Annotated in this window: 15 protein-coding genes, 1 tRNA gene and 1 pseudogene; 11 read left to right on the top strand and 6 right to left on the bottom strand. The window is 64.2% G+C overall.

Annotated features, from left to right (window positions below; genetic code table 11):
* Positions 1-267: pseudogene (locus M8523_RS10595) on the top strand (ABC transporter permease subunit); the annotation flags it as partial.
* A gap of 454 nt (positions 268-721) precedes the next feature.
* On the opposite strand, the gene M8523_RS10600 reads toward M8523_RS10595, so the two are convergent.
* The 4 genes from M8523_RS10600 to M8523_RS10615 form a co-directional block, all read right to left on the bottom strand.
* Entirely contained in the window at positions 722-1345 is a 624-nt protein-coding gene (locus tag M8523_RS10600; protein WP_282584835.1) for an NAD(P)-dependent oxidoreductase, read from the bottom strand.
* Positions 1346-1542: 197 nt separating this feature from the next.
* Positions 1543-2157, bottom strand: coding sequence for a Rossmann-fold NAD(P)-binding domain-containing protein (locus M8523_RS10605; RefSeq protein ID WP_282584836.1), 615 nt, complete (start codon positions 2155-2157; stop codon positions 1543-1545).
* 33 nt (positions 2158-2190) lie between these two features.
* Entirely contained in the window at positions 2191-2415 is a 225-nt protein-coding gene (locus M8523_RS10610) for an SDR family oxidoreductase (protein ID WP_282584837.1), read from the bottom strand.
* Positions 2416-2457: 42 nt separating this feature from the next.
* Positions 2458-2880, bottom strand: a complete 423-nt coding sequence (locus M8523_RS10615) for a DoxX family protein (RefSeq protein WP_282584838.1) — start codon at positions 2878-2880, stop codon at positions 2458-2460.
* 124 nt (positions 2881-3004) lie between these two features.
* Between M8523_RS10615 and M8523_RS10620 the strand changes: the two genes are divergently transcribed.
* The gene (locus tag M8523_RS10620; protein ID WP_282584839.1) at positions 3005-3910 is read left to right on the top strand and encodes a LysR family transcriptional regulator; all 906 of its coding nucleotides are present in this window, start codon (positions 3005-3007) and stop codon (positions 3908-3910) included.
* Between the two features lie 508 nt (positions 3911-4418).
* Here M8523_RS10620 and M8523_RS10625 read toward each other — a convergent pair.
* A tRNA-Gly gene (locus tag M8523_RS10625) sits at positions 4419-4493 on the bottom strand.
* A 350-nt stretch (positions 4494-4843) separates the two neighbouring features.
* Between M8523_RS10625 and M8523_RS10630 the strand changes: the two genes are divergently transcribed.
* From M8523_RS10630 to M8523_RS10650, 5 genes are all read left to right on the top strand, one after another.
* Positions 4844-5719, top strand: a complete 876-nt coding sequence (locus M8523_RS10630) for an EamA family transporter (RefSeq protein WP_282584840.1) — start codon at positions 4844-4846, stop codon at positions 5717-5719.
* Positions 5720-5735: 16 nt separating this feature from the next.
* Positions 5736-6989 (top strand): CynX/NimT family MFS transporter, encoded by a 1254-nt coding sequence (locus M8523_RS10635; RefSeq protein ID WP_282584841.1) that lies wholly within the window; start codon positions 5736-5738, stop codon positions 6987-6989.
* Positions 6990-7049: 60 nt separating this feature from the next.
* Positions 7050-7733 (top strand): cyclase family protein, encoded by a 684-nt coding sequence (locus M8523_RS10640; protein ID WP_282584842.1) that lies wholly within the window; start codon positions 7050-7052, stop codon positions 7731-7733.
* Between the two features lie 93 nt (positions 7734-7826).
* On the top strand, positions 7827-9065 hold the full coding sequence (locus M8523_RS10645) for a putative DNA modification/repair radical SAM protein (protein WP_282584843.1): 1239 nt from the start codon (positions 7827-7829) through the stop codon (positions 9063-9065).
* A 126-nt stretch (positions 9066-9191) separates the two neighbouring features.
* Entirely contained in the window at positions 9192-10661 is a 1470-nt protein-coding gene (locus M8523_RS10650; protein ID WP_282584844.1) for a UdgX family uracil-DNA binding protein, read from the top strand.
* A 94-nt stretch (positions 10662-10755) separates the two neighbouring features.
* Here M8523_RS10650 and M8523_RS10655 read toward each other — a convergent pair whose 3' ends face one another.
* Complete coding sequence (locus tag M8523_RS10655) at positions 10756-10941, bottom strand: DUF3008 family protein (RefSeq protein WP_282584845.1); 186 nt, start codon at positions 10939-10941, stop codon at positions 10756-10758.
* A 143-nt stretch (positions 10942-11084) separates the two neighbouring features.
* Between M8523_RS10655 and M8523_RS10660 the strand changes: the two genes are divergently transcribed.
* The 4 genes from M8523_RS10660 (at position 11085) to M8523_RS10675 (ending at position 14702) form a co-directional block, all read left to right on the top strand.
* On the top strand, positions 11085-13019 hold the full coding sequence (locus tag M8523_RS10660; RefSeq protein WP_282584846.1) for a hybrid sensor histidine kinase/response regulator: 1935 nt from the start codon (positions 11085-11087) through the stop codon (positions 13017-13019).
* A 171-nt stretch (positions 13020-13190) separates the two neighbouring features.
* The gene (locus tag M8523_RS10665; protein ID WP_282584847.1) at positions 13191-13535 is read left to right on the top strand and encodes an ArsR/SmtB family transcription factor; all 345 of its coding nucleotides are present in this window, start codon (positions 13191-13193) and stop codon (positions 13533-13535) included.
* Positions 13528-14088, top strand: coding sequence for an SRPBCC family protein (locus M8523_RS10670; protein WP_282584848.1), 561 nt, complete (start codon positions 13528-13530; stop codon positions 14086-14088). Before M8523_RS10665 ends, M8523_RS10670 begins: the two co-directional genes overlap by 8 nt.
* The gene (locus tag M8523_RS10675) at positions 14070-14702 is read left to right on the top strand and encodes a dihydrofolate reductase family protein (RefSeq protein WP_282584849.1); all 633 of its coding nucleotides are present in this window, start codon (positions 14070-14072) and stop codon (positions 14700-14702) included. The genes M8523_RS10670 and M8523_RS10675 overlap by 19 nt, the downstream gene beginning before the upstream one ends.
* Positions 14703-14739 lie beyond the last annotated feature (37 nt).

Raw genomic sequence — 14739 nt, forward strand, 5'->3', positions numbered from 1 at the left:
AAGCGGATATCCGCACCGTGGTCGACACGGCGCGTCTCCGGCCCGGCACCAACGCCTTTCAGGTCATTCTCCAGACCGTCAGCGCCTGACCAGCCTCCAAATGGCCTGGGTAATTACAACCTGCCGAGCTCAAAGCTCCTCATCAAAGTCGTGCTGCCATCGGCAATACCTTCGATCATCACGGGCATGCGGCTTGCGGCCGCCTATTCCTTCCTGATGCTTGTGGTGTCGAAAATGATCGGCGAGACAGCGGTCTCGGCGACCTGATCGTCAACGCACAATATTGATGTGCATTCATCTGCTCTACATGGGTGTGATCGTGCTCGCCCAGGTGGTTGTTTTGAGCAATTGGGGCTCGTTGACTTGGAACGACGCCTGACATCCTGGAAAACGGCTTCAAATTCGCGACTGACGACCCTTCTAAAGGGTGTCACGGTCAACCCCGATTTTTTTGGCCTGCGACGCCCAGTTTTGACCGGGAATGGCGCGCCCGACACGATTCGAACGGGTGGCCTCCACCTTCGGAGGGCAACGGTCCATCTACGCAGCCAGACGGGGAATGGCCCCTCGACCAAGAGCAGGAATCGGGTTTTGCATGCCGTGGTAACCACTCTGCAGCCGGCCGAGCTGCGCCAGCCTCCCCTCACTTACCCTCCTAAGGTGCGCACCAGGCTAAGGGCGCTGATTGCAGGGGCTTGAAGGTGACCTGTGGGGCAGAGCTTCACCACAAGATGACCGGTGTCCGCCGCAACCAGGTGTCTGCCGTCAGTTGGTCGACAACGAACCGAGCGACATCGGCGCGAGCTATCTTGCCACCGTTGACGCCCGCGAGGTCGGTGACGGCCCTGACGCTGCCACGACTTGGTCCATCGGTGAGCATCGCGGGTCGGACCACGACCCAGTCGAGTGAAGTGGCGCGGATCGCAGCTTCCTGGCGGTTCTTGTCCTTGTAAGCCGGGCCGAGCAACAAAGGCTGGAAGAGCCGATCGAACACGAAGCCGCCGTGGCCGCGACTGTCCCCGACTCCGAGGGCGGAGATGCAGACCAGGCGGCGCACGCCGCCGCGCGTCATCTCCGCGACCAGCGCGCGTGTCGCCTCAGTCAGCAGGTTGACCTCGCGGAAGCCAATGCCGGTACCCAAAGCGCTGACGACGGCATCACAGCCGTCCAATGAGCGCCCGAGGATGTTCTCATTGCAGGCGTCACCCTCGATCAATACTGCTCCCGGCAGATCAGCGCGCGCCATCGAGCGAACCAGCGCCACGACGGAATGACCTTTCACCACAGCGTCGCGGACGATCAGCCGTCCGGTTCCGCCCGTTGCTCCCAAAACAAAAACCTTCATGTTTAACCTCGATCGCTTTTGGTGTTCGCCGCAGTTCACATCGACCGGGCTGTTTCAAACTCTCTCTGCCGGGATGGCGTGGTACATCAGCTGACGGTTGCGCCCTCAGGACGGCCGGCCGCGACGCATTCATTCAAAATCAGATGCGAATTTCTGCGAGCGGGCTCGAAGTCGCATCCCATCGCTGATCCGCGGACCTACGCCTTGGCGGCCTTTTGGGCCGCCGCGAAGACATCGTGGGGGGACGTCGTGCCGGCGACGCGCTCCGTACCCTCGACCCCGAGATCCATCCAGCCCGCGTTGACGGCCTCAAACATCGCTTCGGCCGGTCCGGTCTGGCCCTTCGGAATGCCGAGCCGCTCGAACGATGCCGGCCACTCGGCCCGCGGGACGGCAAAGGCTTTGACGTCGAGCTTCATGACTTCACCCAATTGCGCAGCGACTTCGTCCGAGCTGACCATCGAACCGAGTTCGATGATCCGATGCCCCGACCAAGCCGGCCCGCTCAGAAGCGTTGCGACCTCGGCGCCAATGTCGGTGGTCGCGACCATGGTCGATTTCCGATTTGTCGGGTTGTAGTAGACGGGCAGCGTGCCGCCCTTGGCGACGTGCAAGCCGTAAAGGAAGTTTTCGAAGAACCCGCCGGCGCGCACGAAGGCGATTGGCGATGCCAAGTCATGCAAGCCTTGCTCCAGTAGCGCCAGCGCCGTGATCATCCCCAGCCCGCTGCTTCTGTTCGCCCCCATCGACGAGAGCGCGACGACCCGCGGCGGTGGCGCTTTGGTGAACGCCTCGACATAGTTCGCGATCACGCCCCTGGCTTCCTTGAAGTCGGGCGAGGGAGCCTAGACAGCCGGCAGCATGACAAACGCACCGTCGACGCCCTCAAGCGCGCGCTCGATGGCCACCGTGTCGTTCCAGTCGCCGTCGACCAGTTCGACACCTCGGTCCGCCCAGCTTGCCGCCTTCGCGCGGTCGCGGACCAGAGCGCGCACCGTCCTGCCATGCGCCAGCAAATGCCTTGCCGTCGCGCCGCCCACGTTTCCCGTGACTCCCATGACTAAAAACATGTGTTTACTCCTGATGTGGGGCGGACACCGCCCCTGTTGGTTTCAGCGGATGAGCGGCAGAAGGGCCCGGATACGGGCGTCGCGCGCGTAGAGCCCGCCCCATGTCAGCGCGCCCAGAACCAAGGAAATGAGTTCCGGCGGCGATCCCAGCTCCCCGATGCGGAGATGGGCGCAGATGGCGCCGCCCAGAAAACCGGTCACCAGGATCGCGCCCAGGACGGCGGTGGCCGGCAGGGCGTAAAGGAGGGCGCAGGCGAGGACGATCGGACCCACGATACGGGTCACGTCCATCGCGAACCCTGTCTCCTGCAGCATGCTCGCGATCTGCGTCGGCGCGAAAACCTGAATGGTCCCGTCTGCCGCCAGGGCGACAACGACAACGGCACTCATGATCCGGCCAGCCCAAGGGGCGGGGTTCAAGGTCATGGTTTCCGGCGCCCGATGAAGGTTCATGGTTTCAGACATTTGGCGTCCTCTGAGGCGGTCACTTCTCTTGAGGCCCCTACTTACTGTTTCTCCTGGAGGTGATAAATGCTGATGTATTGAACGCACTGTTCTTTCGTAGAAGAACAATGGCCAGGGGGCGACAATGCAGAACCTCGAACCCATCCTCATCTTCATAACGGTCGCGGACATGGAGAGCTTCACCCGCGCGGCCGATAGCCTGGGCATCCAGAAAGGAAGGGCCTCGACGGCCGTCCGGAAGCTGGAAGACGACCTCGGTGTCCGGCTCCTGCACCGGACGACGCGCAGCATGCAGCTGACGGAGGACGGACGCGCCTTCCGCGCCCGTGCTCGCGATCTGCTGGCTGAAGTCGATGACCTACACGCGATGTTCGCCGGCGACCGCGTGGCGCTTCGAGGGCGTCTACGAGTCGATTTGCCGACCGAGGTGGCGCGCACAACGATCGTGCCTGCGCTGCCGGATTTCCTGGCGGCTCACCCCGCGTTGGAGCTGGAGGTGTCGAGCACGGATCGGCAGGTCGATCTGGTTCAAGAGGGATTCGACTGTGTCTTGCGGCTTGGCCCCATCAAGGACGAGACGCTGGTGGCCCGCCCGCTTGGCAAGCTGCGCATGGTCAATGCTGCCAGTCCCGCTTATCTGGCGCGCCATGGCGTCCCTCGATCGCTGGACGATCTCCAGCGTCAGGACCATCGGACAATTCACTTTTCGACAATGCTGGGCGCAAGGCCCATCGGATGGGAATATCCGGACGCCGACGGCTACGCGACGCTTCAATTGCCTGGTGCATTGCATGTTAATAGCGCCCAGACCTACGAAGCCGCTGCCCTCGCCGGCCTTGGCCTGATTCAGGCCCCACTCATGGGGATAGGCCGATACCTAGAGAGCGGCGCGCTGGTGGAGGTCGTCCCCGAACTTCGTCGCCGGGCGCTAGACGTGTCCCTCGTCGTAGCGCATCGACGAAATCTGTCACGCCGAGTGCGCGCCTTTATGAAATGGACCGAAGATGTGCTGACGCCGTCTTTGGAATAGCGAAACGAACATAACTGTTCTGATATCGAAATAAACATTCCGAAATTATATCTGCCGATCGGCAGTCTGGCGGTCGATGGTGGACGTCGCGTGAAGGTTCGGATGGAACCTCATGCAGCGAGCCTGGGAACCAACCGCTCAATCAATCGCAAAAATCGGGTGTTGCGAGCCCCCACAACAGAATGGTCGTCAGAGGCCGGTCCTGAGCGTTGCGTCTACCACCGAGAGGACGTTTTCAGTTGCGCGGGCAGGATGTGAACTTACCCGGCGAGCATCCAGTATCGGATCTGGAACCGCTTTGGCGGCGGCAAGGCGGTAGTCGCTGCCATCCAAGCGGCCTTGGAACCGGCCTCATCGGCACGCCAGAGCACGCCCAAGCCGCACCCAGCTTTCGCTGAACTGCTTACATAGTGCTTACATTTTTTTTATAGCCAGAATGTAATCGCCAAAAGCGAAGGGCCGCCTTGCGGCGGCCCTGTCATAACGCTCTGATTTCCCTAAGGAAATTTGGAGCGGGCGAAGGGATTCGAACCCTCGACCCCAACCTTGGCAAGGTTGTGCTCTACCCCTGAGCTACACCCGCATCCATCACCGCCAAGCGGTGTGGAGGGTTCATAACGGATCCGGGGGAGATTGCAACCGTGGTCTCGCAAAAATCGGCAGGCGGCGACCGCGCAGGCTTGATCGTGACGGCTTGGCTCTCATGGGGTCGCCTTGAACGTGGCTGCGCAGTGCGCGTCATCGGCGGCCATACACACTCCCGAATAGGGTCTTGCGACCTGTGCGGCGGCGTCCATGATCCGACCATTGCCGATACATCAAGATGTGGCAGGATCGATTTCGCCTTGAGAAAGCAAGATCGAGCGTGGCCTGTGGCCCGCAAGGCTGTTAGAGCGCTCGCGAACCGATGTCGGTTCGATATCGGAGATCTCGATGATACGGCAGGGCGCCGGCGTGCAGGTGATGCCGCTGTGCTGCGTGGGACTGTCAGTCCTCTGTTTCCAGTTCGGGGCCGCGCTGGTGATGCCGCTTTTCGCCCTGGTGGGGCCGCAGGGAGCCTCGACGTTGCGATTGGGGCTTGCGGCCTGCGTGCTGAATGCCGTGGTGCGGCCCTGGCGCGTTCCGCTACGGCAGAGCGCGGCGCTTTGGACCATCGGCTACGGGCTTGGCCTCGCCGGCCTCAACCTGTTCTTCTACCTGGCGCTCCGCACGCTGCCGCTCGGGCTGACCGTGGCGGTCGAATTCCTGGGACCGCTGAGCCTGGCTGTCCTCTCGTCGCGACGCCGGATCGACCTTCTCTGGGCGGCCCTCGCCGGCGGCGGCATGCTGTGTTTGCTGCCGGTCGGCGGCTTCGGGCCGGCGCTCGATCCGGCGGGCCTCGGCTTCGCGATATTGTCGGCCTTGAGCTGGATCGCCTATATCCTGTGCGGTCAGCGGGCCGGCGGTGCCGGTTTCGGATCTCGCACGGTGGCGCTTGGCGTGACGGTGGCAGCCCTGGTCGTGTTGCCCTTCGGACTCGCCCATGCGGGCCGGGACATGCTGCGCGGCGACGTGCTGCCCCTGGCGCTGGCCGTGGCCTTGGTGTCCGGCTGTGTGCCCTATGGGCTCGAAATGGTAGCCCTGAACCGGCTCCCGACCCGCGTCTTCGGCATTCTCATGAGCCTGGAACCGGCGGCCGGCGCGTTGTTCGGCTTTCTGATGCTCGGCCAACACCTGACCGCCCCGCAATTGTCCGCCATCGCGGCCGTGATGGCGGCCTCGGCGGGGTCGAGCCTGACGAGCGGATCGGGTGCCGTGGCGCAATCCTGACGGGACGATCGGACTTATGACGCAGATCTCCAACCCCAGGGGCCTCGCGGCCGAGCTGGTCGATGCCGAGGCGCCGATGCGGCCGGAGCCGCCGGCGGCCACGCACGGCCTGCGTCGATTCAGCCTCGCCGTCAGCCTGGTTCTGGTGGCTTTCAATCTGCGCCCCTTGTTCTCGAGTCTTTCGGTGTTGCTGCCGGAAGTGCGGCAAGCCACCGCCGCCTCTCCGGCCATGGCCAGTCTGCTGACCACGACCCCGGTGCTCTGCCTCGGTCTGTTCGCGGCCGCGGCGCCGCGGGCCGCGCAGCGTTTCGGCGCCGAACGCACGATCCTGGCCCTTCTGCTCGTCCTGGCGGCCGGGACGGCATTGCGGGGCTGGGGCACGCTGCCGGCCTTGCTGATCGGTTCCATCCTGGCCGGAGGCGCCATCGCGGTCGTCAACGTCCTGCTGCCCGGTCTCGTGAAACGCGACTTTCCCGACCGCGTCGCCACCCTGACGGCCTTCTACACGATGGCGCTCTCCGCCGGCGCGGCGGTCGCGGCCGGCGCCACGGTTCCGGTCGAGCGTTGGCTCGGCGTCTCCTGGACGGCCGCCCTCGGGATGTGGAGCCTCCCGGCGCTGGCGGTGGCGCTGCTCTGGCTTCCCCAGGCCCTCGGCCCGAAGCCGGCGTCGCGACCGCGGGCCGAGACGGCCGGATCGTTGCTGAAGCAGCCGCTCGCCTGGCAGGTGACCGGACTGATGGGGCTGCAATCTGCTCTCGCCTATTGCGTGTTCGGCTGGCTCGCGCCGCTGCTGCGCGCCCGCGGGCTCGATGCGACGACCGCCGGCTACGCCGTGTCATTTTCCGTCATCGTGCAGACAGTGGCGTGCCTGGGTGCGCCGGGCCTTGCCACGCGGGGCCGCAACCAGAGCCTCATCTCCGGGCTGCTTGCGGGATCCGCCGTCATCGGCTTCGTGGGTTGCCTGCTCGCACCTCTGTCGACGGTCTGGATCTGGGCCGCGTTCCAGGGCCTGGGACAGGGTGGCCTCATCGCGGTCGCGCTGACCGTGATCGTGCTCCGCTCGCCGGATGCGCTGACGGCGGCGCGCATGTCGAGCATGGCGCAGAGCGTCGGCTATACGATGGCGGCCTTCGGGCCCCTCGCCATGGGGCTGATCTTCACCTCGACGGGACGTCCGGTCGACACGCTCTGGCTCGTGATTCCGCTCGGGCTCGGGGTCGCGCTCGCCGGCTGGGGCGCGGGACGGGACAAAGTGCTTCGGTCTCGATAAACAAGCTCCGCCCCAAACAGGTCCCGCGACCGCGTTCTCCCGCTCTTCAGGACAGCACCGATGCTCGTCGATCTGACCCATGTGTTTCGCGAAAACATGCCAGGCTTCCGCCTGCGGAACGAGAGTGGCGAGCTGGTGGAATTCTCCGCGAGGATCAGGCCCTTCCTCACCCACGCGCAATCCGCGCCGAACTACGACAACAAGGCGTCGTTCGAAATCTCCGAGGTGCAGTTCCAGACGTCGATCGGCACCTATATGGACTCGCCGCGCCATCGCTTTCCCGACAAAGGCGACATCGCCACCCTCGCGCTGCCCCGGCTGGTGCTCGAAGGGGTCGTCATCGACGCCCGGCACGCCGAGCCCTCCCAGGGCCTGACACTCGCCGACGTGACGTTGCCCGAAACCCTCAAAGGCAAGGCCGTACTGGTCAATTTCGGATGGGATCGGTTCTGGGGCCAGGACACCTATTATCAGGTGCCCTATCTTGCGCGGGACGTCCTGGAACGTCTGAGAGCCGAGGGCATCGGATTGTTCGGCGTTGACACCATCAACGCCGACTGCATCACCGATCCTGAGCGGCCAGCCCATAGCTGGCTGCTTGCCGACGATATCCTGATCGTCGAGAATTTGACGGGCTTGCATCTGTTGCACGGCCGGTCGTTTCGCTTCTTCTCGATTCCGATCCCGATCGAAGGGGCCGTCGCGTTTCCGGTGCGCGCCTTCGCCGAGCTGCGCGAGAGCTGATCGACCGCCCGAGCATCAAGGTCGCACCCCGTCCTCCAAACCTTGCCGTCCGCACCTCTCCTCCCTAGAACAAAGTGGAAACACAGGGATGACATGGCGCGACTGGATCTCCGCGGAAAGCTCGCCGTCTTGGCCGATGCCGCGAAATATGACGCTTCCTGCGCGTCGAGCGGCTCGACGAAACGGGGGTCGGCGGGCGAAACCAAGGGGATCGGTTCGATCACCGGCGCCGGAATCTGCCATTCCTACACGCCGGACGGGCGCTGCATCTCGCTCCTGAAGATCCTCCTCACTAACCATTGCGTCTACGATTGCCTCTATTGCGTGAACCGCGTGTCCAGCAATGTCGCGCGGGCGCGGTTTACGCCCGAGGAGGTCGTGACGATCACGCTCGACTTCTACAAGCGCAACTATATCGAAGGGCTGTTCCTGTCGTCCGGCATCATTCGATCGCCGAATTACACGATGGAACAGCTGGTCCAGGTGGCCCGGCTGCTGCGGGAGACCCACCATTACCGCGGCTACATCCACCTCAAGACGATCCCGGATGCGGATCCGTGCCTGATCGAACAGGCCGGCCTCTATGCCGACCGTCTCTCCATCAATGTGGAGTTGCCGCGCGAACAATCGCTGACCAAGCTCGCGCCGCAGAAACAGGCCGGGTCGATCCGCAAGGCTATGGGTGGGCTACGGGTGCGGCTGGAGGAAGCCGAGGACGAGCGCAAGCGGATGCGGCATGCCAGACGCTTCGCGCCCGCCGGCCAAAGCACCCAGATGATCGTGGGGGCCGACGGAGAAAGCGACCGCGACATCATCCGGTCCAGCGTCTCGCTCTACAGCGGCTATAAGCTGAAGCGGGTCTATTACTCGGCCTACAGCCCCATTCCAGGGTCGAGCCAGGATCTGCCGGCCAAAAAGCCGCCGCTGATCCGCGAGCACCGGCTCTATCAGGCCGACTGGCTCTACCGGTTCTATGAATTCAGCGTCGACGATGTGCTGGCGGCTACCACCGACGGCATGCTCGATCTCGACCTCGACCCCAAGCTCGCCTGGGCCCTGAAGCACAGAACCTTGTTTCCCATCGACGTCAACACGGCCCCGCGCGAGCATCTGCTCCGCGTGCCGGGGCTCGGCGTGAAGAGCGTCGACAAGATCCTGCGGGTTCGTCGCCTGGCCGCGCTGCGCTTCGCCGACATGGCCAAGCTGAGCCGGTCGATGAAGACCCTGCAGGATTTCGTCGCCCTGCCGGATTGGCACCCCGGCAAGGCGCTCGACCGGGCCACGCCGGCCGATTTCCTGCCGGCCGCGCAAAAGCAACTCAGCCTGTTCTGAAAGGCCCGAAACCTCTGTTTCGTCATTGCGAGCGGAGCGAAGCAATCCAGCGCCCCGCGCAGAGGATCTGGATTGCCGCGTCGCTTTGCTCCTCGCAATGACGACGGATCCGAGGAGTTTCACGTCATGCCGGTCGTCACGCTCGCCACACCCGATGATTTCGCCGGCTGGCGCGACCAGGCGCGGGCGCTGGCCCAGGCGCGCGTGCCGCTCGATCAGGTGGTGTGGCAGGTGGCCGGCGAGAGCGCGGATCTGCTTGAGGCGGCAGTGACGGAAACTCTTCCACCATCCGACTCCTCGCGTGAATTGCGGGTGCCGCGCCGCTTCGTTGAACTGGCGGAACTCGCGGTCTGCCATCGCGACGCCGACCGGTTCGCGCTGCTCTACCGCATGTTGTGCCGCATCCAGGACATCCCCAAGCTGATGGAGATCGCGACCGACGACGATGTCTATCGGCTCGACCGCATGGCCCGCGCGGTGCGGCGCGACCTGCACAAGATGACGGCCTTCGTGCGCTTCAAGGAGGTCCAAAGCGAGACCGGGCCCGTCTATCTCGCCTGGTTCGAGCCGGACCACCACATCGTCGATCGGGCCACGAGCTTCTTCGTCAATCGCTTCGCCACCATGCGCTGGACCATCATCACGCCGGAGCGCAGCGTGTCGTGGGATCTCCAGGCCCTAACGATGGGGCCCGGCGGCCACCGGCAGGACGTGCCGGAGGAGGATGCGACGGACGACGTCTGGCGCACCTATTACGCCAACATCTTCAACCCGGCGCGTTTGCACATCGACGCCATGAAGCGCGAGATGCCGGTCAAATATTGGAAGAACCTGCCGGAGAGCCGCCTCATCGCGCCCCTCATCCGTTCCGCTGGCCAAAAGGAAGCCGCCATGATCGCCAAAGCCCAGGAGGACGCCCCGAAACGCGCCGCGATCATCAGTCGGCGGTTGGAGGAGGAACGCGACTCCATCGTGATCGACGCGGCCGATCCGCTCGGGCGCCTGCGGCAGGAGGCGGCGGCGTGCCAGCGCTGCCCGCTCTACCAGGACGCGACCCAGACGGTGTTCGGCGAGGGGTTGCCGACGGCCGACCTCGTGTTCGTCGGCGAGCAGCCGGGCGATAAGGAGGATCTCGCCGGTCATCCCTTCGTGGGTCCGGCCGGCGCCATGTTCGACCGGGCGCTCGACGATGCCGGCATCGACCGCCGCCGCGCCTATGTGACCAATGCGGTCAAACACTTCAAATTCGAGCCGCGCGGCAAACGCCGCATCCACAAGAAGCCGGGGATCGCTGAGATCAACGCCTGCCGGCACTGGATCGAGAGCGAGATGGAGGTGCTCAAGCCGCGGCTGACCATCGCGCTCGGCGCCACCGCGATCCGCAGCCTCACCGGCCAGAGCGCCTCGGTCCTAGCCTCACGCGGGCAGGTGCTGAGCTCGTCCTTCGCCGGGCCGGTCTTCGTCACCGTGCATCCCTCGTTCCTGCTGCGCTTGCCGGACGAGCAGTCGCAGAAGATCGAATATGGCCGGTTCGTGGATGATCTGAAGGCCGCGCGGGAGCTCGCGGCCCGGCAGGCGGAGGGCGCGCGACCATAATCTGTTCACCGAAGCGCGGTCGTCTCCTGGCCCGAGAGGTCGCGGCAAGCGCGGCCTCAGAGCACGTACGAGGTCCGCAACGGCGGCTGCTGGTCTATTCGGCCGCGTGCTCGGGCCTACCCTTGCGCTTGGTGCTGGCGAGCTCGTCAAGCTGCTTTTCGCTCATCGACGTCTCCATCTGTTTGGAGGCGCCTCTGAGCTTGTTTCTGGGTGTCTCGCCGCGCTTGGCCGATAGGGCGGCGCCGGCGGCCTTCTGCTGGGCGGCGGATTTGGCGGGCATGGCGATCTCCTCTTGCTGGTGGAGAAACGTCGAAGACCGGCGGGAGGTTCGCTTCGCGCTTGGCCAAGCGGGCGGCGGCGATAGCGCCCACCGCGTTCATGGTTTAACTTACCCTGGCGAGAGCCGTGCAAAGGAAATTCAGGGTGATCAGTCTACCGGCCGACTTGTGGGAGCAAATCGCTCAATCGAGCTGGGCTGCAATCTGTGTTTTCGACACGAGTTTTCGACTGATCGCCTTCAACAAGGCGCACAACGACGAGTTCTTTCGGGTCAACGGGTATTACACCAAGATCGGGGATGTCTTTCCCGATCTCTTCGTGCCCGAGCAGGCGAAGGTCATGCGCGCCCAGATGGCGCGCGCCTTGACGGGCGAGATCTTCAGCGTGGTGGAAGAATTCGGCAATCCGGTGATCGGCCATCCCTGCTGGGAGATATCCTACGCTCCGATCCGTGATGCTGACGGGACGATCGTCGGCGCGTTTCATGTCGCCCTCGACGTGGGTCCACGACTTCGGGCGGAAGCGGCCCTGTCGGCAACCAAGACTCTCGAGGAACAGGTCGCCGCCAGCACCAAGGAGCTACGCGAAAATCGCGCCCGCCTCCACTCGATCTTCGAAACCAGCCTGGGCTTTCAGGCGCTGCTGACGAAGAATGGCGTCCTGATCGACGCCAACGCCGCCTTCCTCGAGGCGATTGGTCAGCCTTTGCGGTCTGTCGTCGGCGCGACGTTCTGGGAGACGCCTTGGTTCTCCAAGACGCCAAGCATTGGGGAGGTCGTCCGCGCTGCGGCCATGAGCGCGGCAGAAGGAGCGATCGTCCGCCAGGAGATCCAGGTCGACCTGCCCGTGGGCGGTCTGCGATGGTTCGACTTCGCCATGCGGCCGATCCGCGACGAGGCCGCCGACGTCGTCGCTTTGGCGGCCGAAGCTGTCGAGACGACGGAACGCCGCCATGCCGAAGAGGCCCTGCGCCAATCGCAGAAGATGGAAGCGGTTGGTCAACTGACTGGTGGCATCGCCCACGACTTCAACAATCTCCTGATGGCGATCAGTGGCAATCTGCAACTGGCGAAGCGCAGGACCGACGACGGCCACCCGGCGCGCCGATATCTCGACAACGCCAGTCTGGCGGTCGACACCGGCGCCAAGCTGACCAGCCAACTCCTGGCTTTTTCAAGGACCCAAAAGCTCGACATCAGTCGAGTGGAACTGGATCCGGTTCTCAGGCACGCCCGGGATCTGGTGAGCACGGCGCTCGGCCCGAACATCGATGTCCAGCTGCGCTTGGATGCGGAAGGGCTCTGGACAATGACCGACGCGGACCAATTGCGGCTGGCGATCTTGAACCTGGCGCTGAACAGCCGGGACGCCATGCCCGAGGGAGGCTCGCTCGTTCTGGCCAGCGGTTCGGGGCGGGGCCGACTGAAGCCCGACGGGCCGGAGGCCGACTATCTTTGGGTTCGTGTCGTCGACACTGGTTGCGGCATGCCCGCCGACGTGGTCAGCAAGGCGTTCGACCCCTTCTTCACCACCAAACCGCGCGGCCAAGGGACAGGCCTTGGCCTGGCTCAGGTCTATGGGTTTGCGTTGCAGTCCAACGGTGACCTGCGCGTTTCAAGCAGCGTCGGCGCCGGCACGACCATCGAGATACTGCTGCCGCGGGTCGAGGCCTTGACCTCGGCGGCGGCCTCGCCGGGAGAGTCCCGGATCGCGCCGCTGAAAGCCGGCGACGGTCGGCTGCTGCTGGTGATCGATGACGATCACAGCGTCCGCTCCGTCATGGTCGACGCCCTCGAGGCGATCGGCTTCAAGGTTGTCGAAGCGGCCAGCGGCGAGGAGGGTCTTCGGCTGCTTGAGCAGATCCGGCCGGACGCCGCCATCATCGACTTTGTCATGCCCGGCATGAACGGCGCCGAGGTCGGCCGGCGTGTGCAGTCGATGCGGCCCGGGCTGCCCATCGTGTTTGTGAGCGGCTATTTCGACACCATCGCGCTCGACGGCATCAGCGGCGCTGTCGTGCTCCGCAAGCCCTTCGATGTGGACGGCTTGAACCGGACCGTCCGTGAATTGATCCACTAGCGCCGGTCCCTCCTTTCGGGGTGGATCGACCCACGCCCGCGATGCAGCCGCGCTTTCGTCCTTCTTCCTCGAACGGACCAAGGATTTCGGATCCCACGCCCGAGCCGCGGTCTTGACACAAATCTGCGAAGCCAGATAAACCGAACGGTATATACACCATTCGGTTTACACATGAGAGATCCGTTAAACGCAAAATTCGCGGCTCTCGCTGATCCGACTCGGCGCGCCATGTTGGCCCGCCTTGCATCGGGCGAACTGACCTTGGCCGATCTTGCGAAGCCATTGGAGATGACGGTTCCCGCAGTCGCGAAGCACTTGGCCGTGCTGGAGCGCGCCGGCTTCGTGACACGCAGCAGACCTAGCAAGTCGGTGGCTCGGCCCGCCAAGCTTCAGGTTGCTGCCCTTTCAGATATCGCGGACTGGATCGAGAAATGTCGAGTGCATTGGGAAGGGAGTTTCGATCGTTTGGCCGCGTATCTGGAGACACCGGAGGCGAAGGGATCCGAGGATGGTTGACCGCGACGCGCCGCCACCCTTGATCATAACCCGGGACTTCAACGCTCCGCGTGAATTGGTCTGGCGAGCATGGACACAACCGGACGCGATCATCCGGTGGCACGGCCCAAAGTTCTATCCAGCCGCCGAAGTTCGCGCGGACGTGCGTGTGGGAGGAGCTTGGCGCGCTTGCCTCAAGTCGGGCAACGCTGAAGATGTGGTCCTCTGGCAGTCGGGACGATATCTCGTCATAACGCCGCCTGAACGCCTGGAATTCACCTTCGCCTGGGAAACTCCGAACCACGAAGATGGCCCCGGCGTCGAAACCCACGTCACCGTTCGCCTTGAAGAATTGTCGAACGGAGGCACTCGGATGCATTTTAGCCAGACCGGGTTTCTGTCGACAAAGAGTGCGGTGAGCCATTCCGCTGGCTGGAATGGCACATTCGACAGACTAGCGAAATTTCTTCTCGACGGCATGGCCAGTCAGCCGCCCGAGATATTGCCGGCTCAAACTCTTACTCGGGTCGGCTCAGCATCGGATGGAGGTCCCGCGTGGGCAAAGTGCGCGTAAGAGGTTTTGCTGTCTCCACCGACGGTTTCGGAGCCGGCCCGGACCAGGGTCTGGAGCATCCGTTGGGCAAAGGAGGCGCGCAACTGCACAACTGGTTCTACCCGACCCGGGCCTTTCGATCGATGATCGGGCAAGACGGCGGGACGGACGACCGCTTCGCCAACGCCGCGATGGAAGGCTTCGGCGCCTTCATTCTCGGCCGCAATATGTTCGGGCCGGCCGGCGACGATTGGGGTGGGCCCGACTGGAAGGGCTGGTGGGGCGAAAATCCGCCGTACCACGCGCCGACCTTCATCCTCACCCATCACGTCCGGGCGCCCATCGAGATGGAGGGCGGGACGACCTTTCATTTCATCACCGATGGGATCGAGTCGGCGCTCGCGCAGGCCAAGGCCGCCGCGGGCGAACTGGACGTGAAGATCGGCGGCGGCGTTTCGACGGTCCGCCAGTACCTTCTCGCACGCGCAATCGACGAGATGCATCTCGCGATGTCGCCGACCTTTCTCGGCCGCGGTGAATCCCTCTTCGAAGGTATCGACCTGCCAGCCCTCGGATATCGTGTGACGGAGGTGGTCCCGACCGAGTTGGCGACCCATCTCGTGCTGACGCGCTGACCCGTGTCGCCGCGGGTGACGCCGAGACGAGGCTGAA

The sequence above is a fragment of the Lichenifustis flavocetrariae genome, from assembly GCF_026130545.1.
In the GTDB taxonomy this organism is placed as follows: domain Bacteria; phylum Pseudomonadota; class Alphaproteobacteria; order Rhizobiales; family Beijerinckiaceae; genus Lichenihabitans; species Lichenihabitans flavocetrariae.